The following is a 20,240-nucleotide window of genomic DNA, read 5'->3' as shown; positions in this document are numbered from 1 at the left end:
GCTGGAAAATAAGTAGAGAGGATGATAAAGGAGCTGTGCACTTTATGAAACCTCTAACCCTCTGAGTCTGCTGCAAAGTTGTATCAGAATAGGTTAGCAGACGGTTTGATGCACAGGATTAAGCCACAAAGATGATGTTTATCGTACGATCATCCACGCCCCACATCGGTATACTTATTCGGGTAAAGCGGTGACGGCTATGACCGTGACTCTGATGTACCCGATTCACTTTCCTGCGAGCCCTGTTCGCAAAAAAGATTTACACACAGCAACCCTTCTGCATCGCCTGCTTCAGGCGAAGCGGCAGAAAAAATCTGCCGCAGAGGTGATCCCCATGGCGTATTATGGAATGATGACGCCCTGGTAAAAATGGAGCAACCTCGAGATCACATGTCCGAACCGACTCGCTATACCCTGCCCGTGAAATCAGGCGACCAACGCCTGCTCGGTCAGCTGACTGGCGCTGCGCACGCGGTTGAGTGTGCCAGCATCACTGAGCGCCATGCAGGTCCGGTGTTAATGATTACACCCGATACGCAAACCGCTCTGCGTCTGCTGGACGAGATTCGTCAGTTTACCGATTTACCTGTTACCCACCTTGCGGACTGGGAAACGCTGCCTTATGACAGCTTCTCACCCCACCAGGATATTATCTCGGCACGTCTGTCCACCCTGTATCAGTTACCCACGCTGCAACGCGGCATGCTGATTATGCCGGTCAACACGCTGATGCAGCGCGTTTGCCCTCACAGCTACCTGCACGGTCATGCGCTGGTGATGCAGCAGGGCCAGAAACTGTCACGCGACCGCCTGCGCGACCAGCTTGAACAGGCCGGCTATCGCCATGTCGATCAGGTAATGGAGCACGGCGAGTACGCCACACGCGGCGCCCTGCTCGATCTGTTCCCGATGGGCAGTGATCAGCCCTACCGTATCGATTTTTTTGATGACGAGATTGACAGCCTGCGCCTGTTTGATGTCGACAGCCAGCGAACGCTGGAAGCCGTTCCCGCCATTAATTTGCTGCCGGCCCATGAATTTCCCAGCGATAAAACAGCCATTGAACTGTTCCGTAGCCGCTGGCGTGAAAACTTTGATGTGCGCCGTGAGGCAGAGCATATTTATCAGCAGGTGAGCAAAGGCACCCTGCCGGCCGGTATTGAATACTGGCAACCGCTGTTCTTCGACCAGCCGTTACCGTCGCTGTTTAGCTATCTGCCTGACAACACGTTGATCGTGAACTGTGGCGATCTGGAAGGCAGTGCCGAGCGCTTCTGGCAGGATGCGAATGCGCGTTACGAAAACCGCCGTGTCGATCCCATGCGCCCGCTGCTGGAGCCGACCACGCTGTGGCTGCGCCCGGATGCCTTAATGGGGGAACTCAAAGCCTGGCCGCGTATCCGTATGACCCATGAGGTGCTGCCGGCCAGGGCCGCCAATACCAACCTGGGCTATGAATCCCTGCCCGATCTGTCCGTTCAGGCGCAGGCGAAAGCGCCGCTGGATCATTTACGTCAGTTCCTGGAACAGTTTACCGGCGACGTGGTGTTTTCTGTGGAAAGCGAAGGCCGCCGTGAAAGCCTGCAGGAGTTGCTGGCGCGCATTAAAGTACGGCCGAAACCCATTCGTCATCTGCGCGAGGCCCGTGAGGCACAGTATGGTCTGATGATCGGTGCCAGCGAGCGTGGCTTTGTGGATACGCAGGGGAAGCTGGCTTTCATCTGTGAAAGCGATTTGCTGGGCGAACGCATCAGCCGCCGCCGCCAGGATACGCGCCGCACCATTAATCCGGACATCCTGATTCGCAACCTGGCGGAACTGCATCCAGGCCAGCCTGTGGTGCACCTTGAACACGGCGTCGGACGCTACATCGGCCTGACCACGCTGGAAGCCGGCGGCATTCAGGCAGAGTATTTGATGCTCTCCTATGCCAATGACGCCAAGTTGTACGTCCCGGTTTCCTCCCTGCATCTTATCAGTCGTTATGCCGGCGGTGCCGACGAAAATGCACCGCTGCATAAACTGGGCAGCGATGCCTGGTCGCGCGCGCGGCAGAAAGCGGCGGAGAAAGTGCGCGACGTGGCCGCTGAACTGCTGGATATCTATGCTCAGCGTGCCGCCAAGGCCGGGTTTGCCTTCAAACATGACCGTGAGCAGTATCAACTGTTCTGCGAAAGTTTTCCGTTTGAAACCACACCCGATCAAACCCAGGCCATCAATGCCGTGTTAAGTGACATGTGCCAGCCGCTGGCCATGGATCGTCTGGTGTGCGGTGATGTGGGCTTTGGTAAAACCGAAGTTGCCATGCGCGCGGCCTTCCTGGCGGTGGAGAACAACAAGCAGGTGGCGGTGCTGGTTCCCACCACCCTGCTGGCTCAGCAGCATTACGATAATTTCCGTGACCGCTTCGCTAACTGGCCGGTGCGCATCGAAATGCTGTCACGCTTCCGTAGCGCCAAAGAGCAGAATCAGATTTTGCAGGAGGCCAGCGAAGGCAAAATTGATGTGCTGATTGGCACTCACAAGCTGTTGATGAGCGACATTAAGTGGCACGATCTGGGCTTACTGATCGTCGATGAAGAACACCGCTTTGGCGTGCGTCATAAAGAGCGCATTAAGGCGATGCGCGCCGATGTGGATATCCTTACGCTGACCGCCACGCCGATTCCCCGTACGCTGAATATGGCCATGAGCGGGATGCGCGACCTGTCCATCATCGCCACGCCACCCGCGCGTCGTCTGGCGGTAAAAACCTTTGTACGGGAATACGACGACTTAGTGATTCGCGAAGCCATTTTGCGTGAAATTTTGCGCGGTGGTCAGGTCTATTACCTGTATAACGATGTCGAAAATATCGAGAAAGCCTCGCAGCGGCTGGCGGAACTGGTGCCGGAAGCGCGCATTGCCATTGGTCACGGACAGATGCGCGAACGCGATCTGGAACGGGTGATGAATGACTTCCATCATCAGCGTTTCAATGTTCTGGTATGTACCACCATCATCGAAACCGGCATTGATATTCCGACGGCGAATACCATCATTATTGAACGGGCCGATCACTTCGGGCTGGCACAGCTACATCAGTTGCGTGGTCGCGTGGGCCGGTCGCACCATCAGGCTTATGCCTGGCTGCTGACCCCACATCCCAAAGCCATGACGACCGACGCGCAAAAACGTCTGGAAGCCATCGCCTCCCTGGAAGATCTGGGGGCAGGCTTTGCGCTGGCTACGCACGATCTCGAAATTCGGGGTGCCGGTGAACTGCTGGGTGAAGAGCAAAGTGGTCAGATGGAAACCCTGGGCTTCTCGCTGTACATGGAACTGCTGGAAAATGCGGTCGATGCATTGAAAGCCGGTCGCGAGCCTTCGCTGGAAGATCTCACCAGTAATCAGACCGAAGTAGAACTGCGCATGCCTGCCCTGCTGCCGGAAGACTTTATTCCGGACGTGAATACCCGTTTATCGCTGTATAAACGCGTAGCCAGTGCCGAAACGGAAGAGGAGTTGCAGGAGCTGAAGGTGGAAATGATCGATCGCTTCGGTCTGTTACCCGATCCGGCGCGTAATCTGCTGGACATCGCCGTGCTGCGCATGAAAGCGCGAGCGGTGGGCGTGCGCAAAATTGAAGCCAGCGACAAAGGCGGTTATTTTGATTTTGCTCCGCAGAACAGTGTCGATCCGGCCTGGCTGATTGGTCTGCTGCAGAAAGATGCAAAGCAGTGGAAACTGGAAGGTCCGACACGGTTACGCTTTACCCGTGAGCTGACGGAACGAAAGGTGCGCATGGACTGGGTGCAGTCATTTATGAACCAGTTACTGGAAAATCAGGTCGCGTCTTAAACTCGCTCATCGTTTTGCATTCATGCAGCTGACAAGCCGCCTTACGGCGGCTTTTTTTATGGTTGGCTGAGAAGTGCGTATCATGCGCCTGTTTCCGCCGCCACGCTTTTCATCAGGAGCGTGTATTCATGCCGTGGTGTCAGACAGGCTTTTTATGCGGATCACGCGGTGACTGACGTCGGCCAATCAACAGCGCGCCAAGGCAGGCACAGGACGTGACCAGCATCAGGGGCGTCAGCGCGTAGGTAAAACTCCCCGTGCTGGTGCGAATTAAGCCAATTAGCCAGGTACCCACAAACACGCCCAGATTATTAAGGGCATTGATTTGCCCGATGACCACAGCCGCCGCGCTGGCGGGAATCATCTCGGTTGCCATCGCCCAGAACGGGCCCTTAATCATCGACGCTGCGGTAATGGTCAGGCAAAGCACCATCAGCATCGGCCAGAGATGGGTAACATACATGCTGGCCGCAAGACCGGTCGCTCCCAGCAATAACGGAAAAGCGGTGTGCAGACGACGCTCGCCTGTCTGGTCAGAGTGACGTCCCCACAGATACATCGCCAGGCTCGCCACCGCGAACGGAATGGCATTGACTAAGCCAATCTGAATAACGCTCAGGTTAAAGGTTTTAATGATTTGAGGTTGCCATAATGCCAGACCATTGGTAACGGCGGTTCCGCCCAGATAAATAAGCGTCAGCAGCAGCACGCGCGGACTGAACAACGTGGCGAACAGGCTGACGCGCGGGGTTGTCGGGGCGGTACTTTTCTGCTCTTCCGCCATCGTATGACGTAACCAGCTGCTTTCCTGCGGGCTCAGCCATTTAGCCTCCAGAGGCTGCCTCGGCAACATCAGAAAAGTCAGGAAGCCCAGCGCGACAGCCGGCGCACCTTCAAGGATAAATAACCAATGCCAGCCACGCAGGTTCATCAGGCCATCGAAATTAAGCAGTGCGGCGGACAGTGGTGAACCCAGCACGCTGGACACCGGAAGTGCCATCATCAGGATGGCCACCATTTGTCCGCGATAACGTTTGGGAAAACAAAGCGTAAAGTAATAAATGACGCCCGGGAAAAAGCCGGCTTCCGCGATCCCCAGTAAAAACCGGAGAAGATAAAAAGATACCGGGCCCTGCGCCATTGACATGCCCGCCGCCAGCAATCCCCATGCAATCATGACGGCAGACAGCCAGCGGGTTGCGCCCACTTTTGTCATTACCATATTGCAGGGCACGGCGAAAAGGCAGTAGGCAAAGAAAAACAGCCCTGCACCCAGGCCGTATGCGGCAGCGGATAAGCCGATGTCGCCATTCATTTGTAATGCCGCAAAGCCGACGTTGACGCGGTCCAGGGACGCCAGAAAATAGCCTACCGTAAACAGCGGCATCAGCCGCCATGCCATCTTGCGCACCGTGCTGTGCTCGACTGAGGTGTTATCACGCATTGAACTGTTCCCTTTTACTTTTGCACCGAAGCAAACCGGTTTTGTTATCAACGGTTAGCCTGCTTTCTCAATGCATTTGATAAGAAAGAGTAATTAAGCGTAATGCTCTTTCCCTGACTGTGCACTTTGTTCTAAATATGTAAAAATCCAGCAAGTAATGTGTTACAAAAACTGTCCTGACGTGACTGTCTGTGAATCGCGTGAATGAAAATGTCAGCCTGACGCCGCCGCTTTAACGCAGCCATATTTACCGGGCAGCGGGGATCTGATGCATAAGGTCAGCCACGCACGGCGAGCAGCCTGGAAGAGGCTATCGTTCGGTTGCGCACTTTAGCGTTCGGATAAGCAAAAAAAAGCGCATCCGGAGATGCGCTTATCATTTTTGTTATGTGTGCTGTGTGACCGCAATGCGGCAAGCTTTGCCCTTAAGCCTTGTCGCCGTTCAGGATCAATTGTCCGTTACGGTCAACCGGAATACGCGTACCCGGATCGTTTTCCATACGGATTTTACCCTGCTGGTCGCCGATCTTGTAGGTTACGTCATAACCCAGCATCTTTTCTTGTTTGTCGTATACGGTTCTGCAACGCTGTTCAGACGTCGTGTAGGTATCACGATCCTGCAGGCCGCCCTGAACCTGGTTACCGGCATAACCACCTGCCAGCGCACCGGCTACCGTTGCGACATCGCGTCCGCGACCGCCGCCAAACTGATGACCCAGCACACCGCCCGCTACCGCACCCAGTACTGAACCGGCGATACGGTTTTCATCCTGAACCGGACGACGATGCGTCAGCGTCACGTTACGACATTCCTGACGCGGTTGTTTGATAGATTCTTTTATTGGTGTTGCTGACAGCACCTGTGCGTATTGAGGACCGCGGTCAAACACGTTAATGCTTGCTACGGCGGCAACACCCAGTGCCGCTGCCACGCCAATACCGATACCCGCTAACATTGATTTATTCACAGGAAGTTCCTCCTGAAAGTGTTACCGCGCATTCCTGCCGCTGGATATCCCTCACAGCACTGGCAGAACCGGCGTGCGCGACTCGCCGTTTGGTTGAGATAAGTTTTACAGATGTAAAGCTTTTGCAATATCGGAATTTGGGAAGAAAATCGCGCCAACAGTGGTACTACCACGTTTTCGGAGAGTTCTGAACAGGAATGACAGCGTAAAATCGTGCGCGGGTTTCGCCACCGGAACAGCACCGGTGGCGAAGTCAGGCGAATCCGCCCCGTACTCTTAGTGCAGTTTCAGCCGGGGGCGAATCACCCGGTTCAGGCTCCCCACCACCATCATCAGGCCAGTTTTGATATAGCCATGCAGAGCGACCTGATGCATGCGGTACAGGGAGATATAGACAACACGGGCGATGCGCCCTTCAATCATCATAGAGCCACGCATCAGGTTGCCCATCAGGCTTCCTACCGTACTAAAGCGCGACAGCGACACCAGCGAGCCGTGGTCTTTATAGACGTAGGCTTTCAACGGTTTGCCCCGGTACTGCAGCAGGATGTTATCCAGCGCACAGGACGCCATCTGATGAGCTGACTGCGCACGCGGTGGCACGAATCCGCCACCCGGCAAGGCACAGGAGGCGCAGTCGCCGATAGCGTAGATATTCTCATCCAGCGTGGTTTGCAGCGTGTCTTTGACCACCAGTTGATTAATGCGATTCGTTTCCAGTCCACCGATGCCTTTCATAAAATCAGGCGCTTTGATGCCCGCTGCCCAGACCATTAAATCGGCTTCGATAAATTCGCCGCTCTTCGTGTGCAGGCCCTGCTTATCTGCGCTGGTGACCATCGTTTGTGTCAGCACGCGAACACCCAGCTTTGACAGTTCCTGATGGGCCGCCGCCGAAATACGCGGTGGTAAGGCTGGCAGGATACGTTCGCCCGCTTCCACCAGCGTTACGTTCAGCGCTTCACTGTCGAGCGCCTTATAGCCATAGCTGTGCAGTTGCTTCACGGCATTATGCAGCTCCGCCGACAGCTCAACGCCTGTTGCTCCGCCCCCGACGATGGCGATATTGACCTTCTCCAGCGCCCCTTCACTGGCCGAGAATTTCAGAAACAGGTTGAGCATTTCGTTATGGAAACGGCGAGCCTGGTGCGGGTTATCAAGAAAAATGCAGTGATCTTTGACGCCCGGCGTCCCAAAGTCGTTTGAGGTACTGCCCAGCGCCATCACCAGCGTGTCGTAGGCCAGTTCGCGCTCGGGCACTAATACGTCCCCCTGCGCATTGACCACTTCGGCCAGCTGAATCACTTTCTTTTCGCGGTTGATGTTAGTGAGCGAACCCAGCTGGAACTGGAAACCGTGATTACGGGCATGCGCCAGATAACTCAGCGCATCAATCCCTTCATCCATCGATCCGGTAGCGACTTCATGCAGCAGCGGCTTCCACAAGTGACTGTGGTTGCGATCGACCAAAATGATCTCGGCTTTCTTTTTACGCCCCAGCTTGTGGCCCAGTTGCGTGGCCATTTCCAGCCCGCCGGCACCGCCGCCAACAATAACAATTTTCTTAACAGATGCAGTCAACAAGGACCCCCTCAAATTGTGAACCAAAAGTTAATCAATGGTTAAATTAAACCTTAATAAACATAGGGTTGGCGACATAACATCGCTATCTGAAGGCAGAATACCATGACGGCCCCGGATGGGCCTCAGAAAATTGATGTACATCAAATTTAGCAGACTGTTCCTGGCATAAAGCCCGGCATCGTGCGGTTGCCGCGTTGTGTTACACGGTGGTTTTGAAGGCGTTGATTCGCTGGAGATGGGGCGAGAGATTCCGGAACTTATGGCTTTCGCTTTCGTCCCAGATAAGGGGGTAATAAGGCTGGAGCAGCGTCGCGGTGCGCTGGCTGTCAAGCGCCTCATCATGACGCGCTAAAATGGTCAGGCAGCGGTCACGATTACGCTCGCGAAAATCGCTGACGCACTTGGTGGCTATATCCAGGTACTCTTCAGGACGATCAATCCTGCCTTCCATGGTCTCGAAGGGAAAGAGGTTGGGATTAAACAGGACCTGACGGATACCGCATAAAAAACCAATACGCTCGGACCAGTAGCCTCCTAAGCCGACTCCGCAGATCAGCGGACGGGGATCATCACTGAGGCCCAGCATCTTATCCGTTTCTTTCAGCAGAAATTGCATGTCATGTTTAGGATGACGGGTGCTGTAACTGATGAGTCTGACATCAGGATCGATAAACTGCAGTTGCAACACTTTTTCGTGGTTGCCCGGGCTCGTCGCGTCAAAACCGTGCAGATAAATAATCATGTTTATCCTCTATGGCTGTCGCGCCGGGCAACCTGATGGCTATAACGCGGCTTTATGTGCCAGCCAGCGCGCCTGTAGCGCACTGAGCTGCTGCGCATTGTCTTTCCAGCGGCGACTCGCTTTCAGGCTCTCCCGGCTCAGGGTTCCACGATGATACAACTGCATGACTGGCTCCGCTTCGATCAGGGTCAAATTATCTATGACACTGACGGCGCCCTTGCGATCGTTACAAACCAGAACCATGTCACAACCGGCAGACAGTGACTGCTGCGCACGCTCCGCATAGCTGCCCATAACGGCGGCACCTTCCATGGAGAGATCGTCAGAGAAAATCACGCCCTTAAAGCCCAGTTCCTGGCGTAACACCGTTTTCAGCCAGTAGGGTGATCCGCTGGCAGGAAGCGGGTCCGCTTCGCTGTAGATCACATGGGCAGGCATAATGGCATCCAGCGCCTGTTCATGAATCAGCGTACGAAAAATGGCCATATCGTGCTCACGCACCTCGGCTTCACGGCGATTGTCGCGCGGGGTTTCTTTATGGGAATCTGCGCTGACCGCACCATGACCGGGGAAATGCTTACCGGTCGTCTTCATTCCCGCCTCATGCATACCGGCAATAAAGCGGCGCGCTATCGCGAGGGCGATCTGCGGATCCGCGTGAAATGAGCGGTCGCCAATGGCCGCACTGATGTGGCCGATATCCAGCACCGGCGCAAAGCTGATGTCGATATCCATCGCTATCATTTCGGCGGCCATCTGCCAGCCTGCCTGCTGGGCCAACTCCCCTGCCGTGCTCATATCGTGGAGCGCAGCAAATGACTGCATCGCCGGTAGTGTGGTGAAGCCGTCACGAAAACGCTGTACCCGCCCACCTTCCTGATCGACGGCCACAACCAGACGAGTGTGCGACGCGGCGCGGATCTGACGGACCAGCTCGGCCAGTTGCGCCGGATCGTGGTAATTGCGGGCAAAAAGAATCACGCCACCTACCAGCGGATGGCGCAGTATGTCGCGCTCTTCGGCATCCAGCTCGAAACGCTCAACGTCCAGCATGAGTGGGCCGGGAAAACGTGTTGTCATAACCTGTATCCTGTCTCTCTGCGCCTCTGCGCAAAGCCGTTAAATCTGTGACCAGCTCTGTTGAGCCAGCTGTTGTAATTGGGCATCGCCACTCTGTTCTGCGCGCAGTTGATACCAGCTGGCCACTAGCAGGTGCAGCCATGGTTGCCAGCGACGAACCTGACGCTGAAGTGAAGCCAGCGGTAACTGCATCCGCTCAGCATAGTCGGTTAGCCAACCCGTTTGCTGATCCGGCACGGCTAAACAGACGGCGGCCAGCTCCAGCGCCACATCCCCGTCCGCGGCATATTCCCAGTCGATAAGATGCAGCCCCTGCGATGACTGGATCAGGTTGGCAGGATGAACATCCATATGCAGCGGGGCAAGGCGCAACGGACGCGGCTCACCCTGCTCTGTCAGCCGTTTTAGCTGGCGCAGCCAGCAATACTGACGCTGCTGGCACTGCTGCCAGTATTGCCACAGCAGGGGTAACAGCACGACACGATAACCGGTCAGCGGCTGGTGATGAAGCCGCTGGAGGAGCGTAATCACCTCGTACCGCTGTGCACGAAAACCCGCCTCATCCAGCACCTCACCTTCCTGCCAGGGCAGGATAAGGCCATGGCGGTTACCCGCCAGCGGCGCGTTCACCAGCCCGCTGGGCTGCAACTTGCGCAACACACGGTGCTCGCGCTGGCGATTAACGAACGGTATCGCGGGATGCGGTGCCGGGCGGAGAAGATAGCGTCCCTGTGCGGTCAGGATGCGACAACTCTGCCCGGTTAAGCCCGCGAGTGAGGTCAGGTTGACCGGCTGCTCACCCGTTGTAGCCTGAATCAGCTGTAAAAAAGCGGTATTAATTCTGGGCGACACCGTTGCCCGACCAGATAATTTCGCCCGTCTGCACCAGCATGAGCTGCATCTGGATGGTCGGCGTTTTGACGTCACCCTTCGCCGTGCTGTAAAGCACATACTGGGCGTTAACGTTACGCGCCAGGCCAATCGCTTTACTGCGTGAGTTAAGACTGTCGTCCGGCGAAAGCCCCAGCGCCTGTTTGGCCTGCGCCAGCTGCTCCGGCGACACCAGGCTGAACTTACCATTGTTGTTCAGCGCCGTCTGAATGGCACTGGTTGCCTTCTCCGACTGGAGTGAACCGTTGGTGTTGTTTTTGATACGATCTACCAACAGCACGCTGCCCGGCTGCACAGTTGCGGCACGCACCATTTGGGCGACCAGCGGCTGTACGGTGGCATCCCAGTTAATTGTCACCAGCTTTGGCGGCTGCGGAACGGGTTGAGGCTGAGGAACCGGCTGCGGCTCAGGCTGAGGAACGGGCTGAGTCTGTTCCTCGGGCTGAGTTTGCTGTTCCACGGGGGCAGGCTGCTGCTGTTTCAACACACAGCCCGAAAGAATAAGCGCCATCATCAGTGCGCCAATACGATTAACACTGCGAATCACGTAACAGTCCTCAGAGATAGATATAGAGACGAACCTTGCTGGCCGTCAGGTTACCCAGTTGCGACACCGCAGCGACGCTGCCGTCAGGCGGCACCGTGACAATCTGCGCGGGTTCACGCGGCGTTATTTCCAGCCCTTTATCGTCGTACCAGTAATAACGATAGTGCACCACAACCGGCGTTTCACGCTGATTGTAGAGTATGCTGCTGGCACGTTTCTGACCGTCGTGGTCATCCAGCGTGGGCTCATCGGTAATAATGCCCGCTGAAAGCACGGATGATTCCATCACCAGCGACTGAGACGTATTGATCATCGGTTTATCACTACTGCAACCGGTCAGACTCAGCAAAACGGCCAGTCCTGTCAGCCATGAACGCATAGCAAAGTCCCCTTCAGGGATCAATGTGACAGCATCGGACCAAGCGGTTTACCGCCTACCAGATGCATATGAATATGGTAAACTTCCTGACCACCGTGCTGATTGCAGTTGACGATCAGGCGATAACCCTCTTTATCAATCCCTTCTTCACGCGCAATCTTCGCCGCCGCCGTGAACATCCGGCCAAGCGCCTGCTCATGTGCCGCCTCAACATCGTTGGCGGTCGGGATAAGAATGTTAGGGACAATCAGGATGTGCGTGGGGGCTTTAGGCGAGATATCGCGAAACGCCGTGACCAGTTCATCCTGATAAACCACGTCGGCGGGAATTTCGCGACGGATGATTTTACTGAAAATCGTTTCTTCAGCCATAGAGAGCAGTTCCTTTAGCCTGGGTAGATAATCTCTCAGTATGCGGGAGAAATTCGTTTTCTTTCAACCTCGCGCCGCTCTTTCTTACATTAAGTGGCGGTGTTTAACGCATTTCCGCCCTTGTAAGGGCACGAAACGGGCCTTTCCATTTTTATCACCCCACAGTCAGTATCGTCTCCTTTCCTGCGACCTGCCGGGTAATGAAACGATCACGTATCTCTGGTTTTCACGCGCAGCAGCCCTGCAAACGTTGGGTCGTTGCCACAGTCTCCGCTCCCCTGCTGTCCTGGCCGGGTTGACGGATATCACCCGCTGTCTTTCCGTGCAACAACAGCCCTTTCTGCTCTACGCACTGTTGACCCCAACAGTCGGCTCATCCACAGCGTGACGGGCGTTGCTTAAGTCCCTGCATTACTGAGCGGGGGTAACAGCAAAAGGTTGCAACATTTGATCATTAAAGCCCTATCATTTCTTGCCGAAACTATAAATAACGTGTCGGATTAGTTTGATCCCGAGCACGTCGCGTTTTACACCGCTTCAGGCCGTTAAATCTTGATGCGCAATAACGTGCCTGAATGAAAACGATTACAATTAACCGTTAAACAGGATGTTAATTATGCGATTCTTACAACGCGTTAAACTGTCACACCGACTGATTTTTCTCACCGCTTTTTTCCTCATCGCCATGGTCATTATTGCCGTTATCTGTCTTCATTCTCTCAGAACACTGGCGGCGTCAGAACAGCAGTTATACACATCGCGGCTTGAACCGGTTCAGATGATGAACGTGGCGGCCCGCGAAATGGCGACCCACTTTCGTCGGGGCTATGCGTATGTTTTTCCGGGTGGCAACGTCACCGCGGCCGAATCCCGTCAAAATACGGTAAAATTTAACCAAAAATCACAGCAGTCGGTCCAGACCGCAGTGGATTTTCTGAAACAGTCCCAGGATCCCGCATTGGTCGCGATTACGCAAAAAGTGTTGCAGGCCTGGCCGGACTATCTGGCCTCTATGCAGCGGGTTTATGCGCTGGCGAACAATAACGACATTCCGGGCGCCCTGAAGGAAATTGCCACGCACACCGACCGTCTGCACGTCGCTGTCAGAGATCCGCTGCTGGAGGCCGTGAAGATTTACAACGCCTCTGTGCATCAGGTCATTGATGACAATGTTTCCCACATAGACAGTACCTCGTTCACGCTCATTCTGTTAATCGGTCTGACCTTCCTCGCCGGCGGCGTACTCGGTACGCTGATTTTTATCTCCGTCATGAAGCAACTGGGGGCGGAACCGGAAGTGGCGGTCCACATGGCGGGACTGATTGCGCGTGGTGACCTTCACGGGCACAACGAAACAAAACCCGGTGATACCTCCAGCCTGATTTTTCAGTTGTCTGTGATGCGTCAGCACATCCGCGATCTGATCAGTGAAGTTCAGGACGCCGCTGAGCAGGTGGCAAAATCCTCCGCAGAAATCGCCAACGGCACGCAGGATTTGTCACGCCGTACCGAGTCTCAGGCATCTGCACTGGAAGAAACCAGCGCCTCAATGGAACAGCTCTCTTCGGCAGTACAGAGCAATGCAGATAATGCGCGGGTGGCCAATGATGTCGTCAAACACGCGTTTCAGATTGTGGCCAGCGGCGGCCAGTCCGTCTCGGATGTAGAAGAGACCATGCACGCTATCCAGGACAGCAGCAGCCGGATAGGGGAAATCATTAGCGTGATTGACGGCATTGCTTTTCAGACCAATATCCTGGCGCTTAACGCGGCGGTCGAAGCGGCCCGGGCGGGCGATCAGGGACGGGGTTTTGCTGTGGTAGCCGGTGAGGTTCGCAGTCTGGCACAACGCAGTGCCGTGGCGGCTCAGGAAATCAAAGCGTTGATTACGGAGAGCCACTCGCGGGTAGCAACCGGGGTGAATAATGTCAGCGTGGCGGGCGAGACCATGAAGGCGGTGGTGAAAGAGATTCATCGCGTTAACGATCTGGTTGCCGAAATCAGCACCGGAAGCCATGAGCAGAGCACCGGCGTGAAACAGGTCGGCATTGCCGTGGCGCAGATGGACAGCGATACGCAGCAGAATGCGGCACTGGTTGAAGAAACGGCGGCGGCCACAGCTCAGTTGCAACGGTTGTCCGATCTGCTGTTGCAGACGACCTCTAAATTTGTGACGCGTCAGGCCAGCTAAAGCCAGCCCAAAACAGGTTATCGCCGTCATGCCGTTATGTCATGCCATAAAAAAACAGCGTTGAGTCGGAACTCAACGCTGTTTATGAAAGGCAAAAACGTACGCTACGGCCTGTTACATTTTACGGATATAGTCATCCATATCGGTTTTCAGGTTATCAGATTTGGTGCCGAAAATGGCCTGAACCCCTGAACCTGCCACGACCACACCGCGTGCACCCAGGTTTTTCAGTTCTGTTTGATCGACCTTGCTGACATCCGCCACGCTGACGCGCAGACGGGTAATACAGGCATCCAGGTTGGTAATGTTATCTTTACCGCCAAACGCCGTAACCAGTTTGCCCGCCATTTCGGTGCCGGTTGCTGATGACGACTGCTCGCTGGCGCTGTCTTCACGGCCTGGCGTTTTCAGATCCAGCTTAACGATCAGCACACGGAACACGGTGTAGTAAACCGCCGCATAAATCATCCCGATGATCGGGAACAGCCAGATTTTGCTGCTGTTACCACTCAGAACGATAAAGTCGATCAGTCCGTGAGAGAAGCTGGTGCCATCACGCATGCCGAGCAGAATACAAATCGGGAACGCCAGACCGGCCAGGATCGCATGGATGACATACAGGACAGGCGCAACGAACATGAACGAGAATTCGATCGGCTCGGTAATCCCGGTCAGGAACGAGGTCAGTGCAGCCGAAATCATGATGCCGCCCACTTTCGCCCGGTTTTCTGGTTTTGCCGAATGCCAAATCGCAATGGCGGCCGCAGGTAAGCCATACATCTTAAACAGGAAGCCCCCCGACAGTTTACCTGCGGTTGGGTCACCCGCCATATAGCGCGGAATATCGCCGTGGAAGACCTGACCTGCCGCATTGGTATATTCACCAATCTGCATCTGGAAAGGGACGTTCCAGATGTGGTGCAGACCAAATGGCACCAGCGCACGTTCAACCACGCCGTAAATACCAAAAGCGACCACAGGGTTCTGATAGGCTGCCCACTGTGAGAAATCCTGAATCGCTGAACCGACCGGCGGCCAGATAAATGACAGTACCAGGCCCATCGCGATAGCCGCCAGACCGGAAATAATCGGCACAAAGCGCTTGCCCGCAAAAAAGCCCAGATACTCAGGCAGCTTGATGCGATAGAAGCGGTTGAACATGTAAGCCGCGATGGAGCCGGCAATAATACCGCCCAGCACACCGGTGTCCGCCAGGTGTTTGGCCTCAATTTCTGCCGCAGGCAGATGCAGCACTAACGGTGCCACCACGGCCATGGTTTTCACCATGATGCCATAAGCCACTACCGCCGCCAGGGCCGAAACGCCATCGTTATTGGTGAAGCCCAGCGCAACACCGATGGCAAAAATCAACGGCATATTCGCAAAGACCGAGCCGCCCGCTTCCGCCATAACATGTGAGACGACCACAGGTAACCAGCTGAAATTGGCGGAACCTACTCCTAATAAAATACCGGCGATAGGCAGAACCGACACCGGCAGCATGAGCGATTTACCAACTTTTTGTAAGTTGGCAAAAGCGTTTTTGAACATAACGTGAAACTCCTGAATATGAGTGCGTTTTTCGCGCAGTGCGCGTGGTAAAGAGGGAGGTTCTTTACCGGTTGACGTTATCCGCCATTTTGATTTATTACGAAGGGTAAAATAAATTACGCCTCGTTACTTTGACGGCTATCACGTTTCGCAAACCAGAGCGCTCAGACGGGTAAACATACGTGCATAACCGCCTATTTTTTCAGCGAAATCCTCTGACTCTGTTGGACAAAAACAGAGTCAGCAGCGGATATTTCGTATTTATTACAAAGCCTGAAATAAACTAACTGTCAGGCGCCGAGGCGGCTCATGGGGATATGGAAAAGCGTGGAGAAATTCTGCGTGGTGGTTGCCGCCAGCGTCTCGATATCCACGCCTTTCAGTACCGCCAGATAGTCCGCTACATCGCGTGTATAGGCCGGTTGATTCTCCTTGCCGCGATAAGGTACAGGTGCCAGATAGGGCGAATCGGTTTCAACCAGAATACGATCAAGGGGAACATAGCGTGCCGCCTCGCGTATCTGCTCAGCATTGCGGAACGTCACGATCCCTGAGAAAGAAATGTAGAACCCCATATCCAGCAGCTTCGCCGCTGTCGCCTGATCTTCCGTAAAACAGTGTAGTACACCGCCGCAGCGTTCAACCTGTTCTTCACGCAGAATCGCCAGAGTATCTTCACGCGCATCACGCGTGTGCACGATGATCGGCTTGTTCAGCGCGATCCCGGTACGGATATGCTCGCGAAACGAGTGCTGCTGCTGCGCTTTGGTTTCCTGCTGGTAATAATAATCCAGTCCGGTTTCACCCAAGGCCACCACCTGTGGATCGGCGGCCAGCCGACGGAATTCGTCGACATCGTAAGGTTCCTCCTGGTTCAGCGGATGTACACCGCAGGAGAGTGCGATATTTTCGCGACCGCCTACCAGCGCCTTTAACGTGCTAAAGCCAGGTAACGTTGTGGCAATCGCCAGCATAAACCTGACGTCGCGCGCTGCCGCTTTGGCGATCACGTCATCAAGATCCTGATGGTTTTTTTCATAGTCAAGGCCATCAAGATGGCAGTGGGAATCAACAATAAACATAGTTTTCTCAGTCAGCCGGGTACTGCGGGCTTCAGGTTGTCCGCCCAGCTCAGTAGCCTGTCAGTTAACAAAAGTTCACGATTCACTGCCGCAACCTCTGACAGCGTTTCGCGGCAGCGCATCCAGTCCTGAGCGCTGTTGTTCAGCGCCGTTTGCGAGAAATGCTGCGCCAGCATCGCCACTACATCCTGACGATCCACATTGATCAGCCACTGTGTCGCACCCTGCTGCCACTTGATGGCATCCAGTATCAACGCCAGCAGCCAGCCTATGCGCGTGCCTGGGTTATCAGTATTCAGTACTGGAAGCAGTTGCAGGATGTCCTGTTGCAGGGCGCTGGCAAGGGCATCACAGAGTGCCTGCCTTGCCTGCCATGCTCGCTCATCCAGCAGCGCCAGGGCGGCACCGGGCGCGCCCGCACTCAGGCGCAGCGCAGCCAGTAAGTGTGACTCGTCATACGCTCCCTGCTTTCTGAGCCATGCCAGACTGTGGGCTTCGTCTGGCGGTGCCAGCGTTAACACCATACAGCGGCTGCGCAGCGTCGCCAGCAAACGCGAAGGTTCACGACTGCTCAGAAAGAACCAGCTGTTTGCCGGCGGTTCTTCAAGGGTTTTCAGCAAGGCGTTCGCTGCCGCATCACTGAGCTGCGACGCATCGGGCAGCCAGACGACTTTAGCCCCGCCCTGCTGTGCATGGTGGTACATTTTTTCCGTCACCTGGCGCACGGCATCAATGCCGAGCGTGGCTTTGCCTTTTTCGGCTTCCAGCCGGTACCAGTCAGGATGCGTGTTTGCCTGCATCAGTTGACAGCCATGACAGTGACCGCAGCTTTTCAGTCCGTCGCGGCACTGACACATCAGCCAGCGGCTCATTCCCCACACCAGGGCATCATCGCCCATGCCTTCCATGGCATTCACCAGCAGCGCGTGATGCGCGCGATCCGCCTGGTGCTGTGCAATCACCTGCCGGTAAGGCTGGTTTAGCCAGGGATACCAGTTCATGCCCGCTGTTCCGCCAGCCAGGCAGACAATGTGGATTGCAGCGCGGTGGTCACCTGTTCCAGAGGCTGCGTCGCATCGATTGTCCGAATCGTCGCATCTTCCGCCGCCAGGGCCAGGTAGCGGTCACGCGTGCGTTCGAAAAAGCGCAGTGACTCCTGCTCGATGCGATCCAGCGCACCACGAGCGCGGGCACGTTGTAATCCTGTTTCCGGTGTGACATCCAGATACAACGTCAGGTCAGGACGAAAATCCCCCAGCACCGTATCACGCAATGTACGCATCAGTCCGGCATCAACCCCACGGCCGCCGCCCTGGTAAGCCTGAGAGGAGAGATCATGCCGATCGCCCACCACCCAGGCGCCGCGCGCAAGGGCCGGTTTAATCACGGTTTCGACCAGCTGGACACGGGCGGCGTACAGCATTAACAGTTCCGCTTTATCGGTCACCTGCTCGCCCTCAATGCCCTGCTTCACCAGAATACGGAGCTGTTCAGCCAGCGGCGTACCGCCGGGTTCACGGGTAAAGACGATGTCTTCAATCCCGTGTGCCTGTAACGTTGCCACAATGGCCTCACGGGCCGTGGTTTTTCCCGCGCCTTCCAGGCCCTCAATCACAATAAACTTACTGTCCATTTTTTTCCTTTAACGCAAGCCGGTAAGCCTGGACGGCCTTGTTGTGGCTGGCAAGATTGGTCGTGAACGTATGTCCACCTTTGCCATCCGCCACAAAATAGAGGTAGTTGGTTTTTTCCGGATGGGCGGCGGCAATCAATGAAGCCTTACTCGGCATCGCAATCGGGCCTGGCGGCAAACCACTGATGATATAGGTATTGTACGGCGTCGCTGTTTCCAGATCTTTGCGTGTCAGCGTGCCATTGTAGGCTGCGCCCATACCGTAAATCACGGTCGGATCGGTCTGCAGGCGCATGCCCGTCCGCAGTCGGTTAATAAACACAGAGGCCACTTTCGCCCGCTCTTCACTGACGCCCGTCTCTTTTTCAATGATCGACGCCATCGTCACCATCTCCTGCTCATTCTTGTAGGGCAGGTTGTCCATGCGGCCTTGCCAGACTTCATCAACCATCTTTTGCATTCGCTGATGCGCACGCGTCAGCAACGCAATATCCGTTGTATTGGCGGTATACAGATAGGTATCCGGGCAGAAGCTCCCTTCCAGCTGATTTTCATCCAGCCTGAGCGCCTTTGCCACGGTGGCATACTTATCATCAGGCAACGTATGTTTTACATAAGGTGCCTGGCGTAATTCACTCAGCCACTCCTGCAGGCGTTGTCCTTCTACAAAGCGCAGCGGGAACTGGGCCTCTTTGCCGCTGGCCAGCAACGCCAGTAGCTCGCGCACCGTCATTGACGGTTCCAGACGATAGGTCCCGGCTTTGAATTTTGCCAGTTCAGGCTCAAACTTCAGCAACGCGCCAAACCAGATGCTGTGGGGAATAATATGCTGACTTTCCAGCTGGGCTTCTAACGCCACACGGCCCGTCCCGGCGGGCAGCGTGTAAATCGTTTCCTGGGAAAGGGTCAGACGGCTGGCAGCAAGTTGCTTCACCTGCCAGTAGCTGACGCCTGCGGCCGCCAGCAGCACTGCCAGCACACCCGCAATAATTTTTTTGCTTCGACTCATTCTGCTTCCATTATCGTTTTACAGCTTGCCTGTAGCTGGTTAAACAATGTGCGTTGATGAAAGGTCACCGCATCAAGTTGTCGAACGGGCAAGACGGGCATGAGCGTATTACAGATGACAATTTCGTCTGCGGCTAACAGCGCCGCCAGCGTCGCCTGCACCACCTGACAACTCTGTCCTGCTGCACGTATTTGCGCTATCAGATTCTGCCGCATAATGCCGTCAACGCCAGCCTGATCCAGCCGGGGCGTAAAGATCGTGTTGCCGCTCCGCCAGAATAAATTGGCCGCACAGCATTCCACCACCCAACCTTCGGTGTCAAGCACCAGGGCTTCATCCGCGTCTGTCTGCTCAAGATGGGCACGAATCATCACCTGTTCAAGCCGGTTGAGATGTTTTAGCCCGGCAAACTGGGGGTTGCGTGCCAGCCGGACCGGACTGACCACCAGCCTGACACCGGTATTTTCTAACGCAGCATAGTGCCCGGGCCAGTCAGAGACCGAGACAATACGCGTCGGCCCGCTGCAGCCCGCACGGCTGTAACCGCGTCCCCCACTGCCTGCGCTGATAATGACTTTGAGCACCGCGCTGTCATGGCCCGAGGCCGCCTGCAACATTTCCCCCGCCAGAGCCTGCCAGTCAACATTCTGTAACCACAGGCGTTCGCAGCTTTGCTGTAGCCGCTGAATATGCCAGTCAAACAGCGCGATATTGCCCTTGATGATAGCGGCCGTGGTAAAGCAGCCATCGCCAAATTGTACGGCGCGATCGCGGGCCGTGAGATGAGATTGTTCGATGCCGTTAATCCACATTACCGCGTCTCCCGTATCGATATCGTGGTTGTCATGACGGTGATTTTATCGGTTTCTCTTCGTCGCTGGACAGAAAAAAGGCCCGCATAGCGGGCCTTTTAAGCAATCATAAACGC

The 20,240-nt window shown here is 55.3% G+C and carries 17 protein-coding genes; 2 read left to right on the top strand and 15 right to left on the bottom strand.

Features of this window, described 5'->3' with window-relative positions; genetic code table 11:
* The first annotated feature begins 390 nt into the window (after positions 1-390).
* Positions 391-3,840, top strand: a complete 3,450-nt coding sequence (mfd, locus tag RAC60_RS17605) for a transcription-repair coupling factor (RefSeq protein ID WP_058701382.1) — start codon at positions 391-393, stop codon at positions 3,838-3,840.
* Positions 3,841-3,979: 139 nt separating this feature from the next.
* On the opposite strand, the gene RAC60_RS17600 is transcribed toward mfd, so the two are convergent.
* The 9 genes from RAC60_RS17600 to hinT all read right to left on the bottom strand — a co-directional run bounded on the left by RAC60_RS17600 (position 3,980) and on the right by hinT (position 11,846).
* Complete coding sequence (locus RAC60_RS17600) at positions 3,980-5,284, bottom strand: MFS transporter (RefSeq protein ID WP_058708492.1); 1,305 nt, start codon at positions 5,282-5,284, stop codon at positions 3,980-3,982.
* A gap of 425 nt (positions 5,285-5,709) precedes the next feature.
* Entirely contained in the window at positions 5,710-6,252 is a 543-nt protein-coding gene (locus RAC60_RS17595; protein WP_033737545.1) for a glycine zipper 2TM domain-containing protein, read from the bottom strand.
* Positions 6,253-6,528: 276 nt separating this feature from the next.
* Positions 6,529-7,833, bottom strand: coding sequence for an NAD(P)/FAD-dependent oxidoreductase (locus tag RAC60_RS17590; protein ID WP_072209544.1), 1,305 nt, complete (start codon positions 7,831-7,833; stop codon positions 6,529-6,531).
* A 202-nt stretch (positions 7,834-8,035) separates the two neighbouring features.
* On the bottom strand, positions 8,036-8,578 hold the full coding sequence (ycfP, locus tag RAC60_RS17585) for an alpha/beta hydrolase YcfP (protein WP_006118847.1): 543 nt from the start codon (positions 8,576-8,578) through the stop codon (positions 8,036-8,038).
* 39 nt (positions 8,579-8,617) lie between these two features.
* Positions 8,618-9,658, bottom strand: a complete 1,041-nt coding sequence (nagZ, locus tag RAC60_RS17580; protein ID WP_039341068.1) for a beta-N-acetylhexosaminidase — start codon at positions 9,656-9,658, stop codon at positions 8,618-8,620.
* A gap of 39 nt (positions 9,659-9,697) precedes the next feature.
* Complete coding sequence (gene thiK, locus RAC60_RS17575) at positions 9,698-10,510, bottom strand: thiamine kinase (protein WP_324028635.1); 813 nt, start codon at positions 10,508-10,510, stop codon at positions 9,698-9,700.
* Positions 10,494-11,096 carry a penicillin-binding protein activator LpoB gene (lpoB, locus tag RAC60_RS17570; RefSeq protein ID WP_324028636.1) on the bottom strand — a complete coding sequence of 201 codons (603 nt, stop codon included), beginning with the start codon at positions 11,094-11,096 and terminating at the stop codon, positions 10,494-10,496. Before lpoB ends, thiK begins: the two co-directional genes overlap by 17 nt.
* 10 nt (positions 11,097-11,106) lie before the next feature.
* Positions 11,107-11,475, bottom strand: coding sequence for a YcfL family protein (locus RAC60_RS17565; protein ID WP_033737550.1), 369 nt, complete (start codon positions 11,473-11,475; stop codon positions 11,107-11,109).
* A gap of 20 nt (positions 11,476-11,495) precedes the next feature.
* Positions 11,496-11,846, bottom strand: a complete 351-nt coding sequence (gene hinT / locus RAC60_RS17560; RefSeq protein WP_006118842.1) for a purine nucleoside phosphoramidase — start codon at positions 11,844-11,846, stop codon at positions 11,496-11,498.
* A gap of 616 nt (positions 11,847-12,462) precedes the next feature.
* On the opposite strand from hinT, the gene RAC60_RS17555 reads away from it, so the two are divergent.
* Positions 12,463-14,037, top strand: a complete 1,575-nt coding sequence (locus RAC60_RS17555) for a methyl-accepting chemotaxis protein (protein WP_324028637.1) — start codon at positions 12,463-12,465, stop codon at positions 14,035-14,037.
* Positions 14,038-14,151: 114 nt separating this feature from the next.
* Here RAC60_RS17555 and ptsG read toward each other — a convergent pair whose 3' ends face one another.
* From ptsG to pabC, 6 genes are all read right to left on the bottom strand, one after another.
* The gene (gene ptsG, locus RAC60_RS17550) at positions 14,152-15,588 is read right to left on the bottom strand and encodes a PTS glucose transporter subunit IIBC (RefSeq protein WP_006118840.1); all 1,437 of its coding nucleotides are present in this window, start codon (positions 15,586-15,588) and stop codon (positions 14,152-14,154) included.
* A 290-nt stretch (positions 15,589-15,878) separates the two neighbouring features.
* Entirely contained in the window at positions 15,879-16,670 is a 792-nt protein-coding gene (locus RAC60_RS17545; protein WP_039341084.1) for a metal-dependent hydrolase, read from the bottom strand.
* An 11-nt stretch (positions 16,671-16,681) separates the two neighbouring features.
* Entirely contained in the window at positions 16,682-17,671 is a 990-nt protein-coding gene (gene holB, locus RAC60_RS17540) for a DNA polymerase III subunit delta' (protein ID WP_324028638.1), read from the bottom strand.
* A complete protein-coding gene (gene tmk / locus RAC60_RS17535; protein WP_039341090.1) occupies positions 17,668-18,303 on the bottom strand; it encodes a dTMP kinase in 636 nt (211 codons plus the stop codon). Before tmk ends, holB begins: the two co-directional genes overlap by 4 nt.
* Positions 18,293-19,312 (bottom strand): cell division protein YceG, encoded by a 1,020-nt coding sequence (gene yceG / locus RAC60_RS17530; protein ID WP_006118836.1) that lies wholly within the window; start codon positions 19,310-19,312, stop codon positions 18,293-18,295. The genes tmk and yceG overlap by 11 nt, the downstream gene beginning before the upstream one ends.
* Positions 19,309-20,124 carry an aminodeoxychorismate lyase gene (pabC, locus tag RAC60_RS17525; RefSeq protein ID WP_039341093.1) on the bottom strand — a complete coding sequence of 272 codons (816 nt, stop codon included), beginning with the start codon at positions 20,122-20,124 and terminating at the stop codon, positions 19,309-19,311. Before pabC ends, yceG begins: the two co-directional genes overlap by 4 nt.
* Positions 20,125-20,240: the final 116 nt, after the last annotated feature.

The sequence above is a fragment of the Pantoea sp. BR_17 genome (genome assembly GCF_041955125.1).
GTDB classification, from domain to species: Bacteria; Pseudomonadota; Gammaproteobacteria; order Enterobacterales; family Enterobacteriaceae; genus Pantoea; species Pantoea stewartii.
The sequence above is the reverse complement of the archived record's forward strand: the minus strand, read 5'-3'. Positions and strand labels throughout refer to the sequence as shown.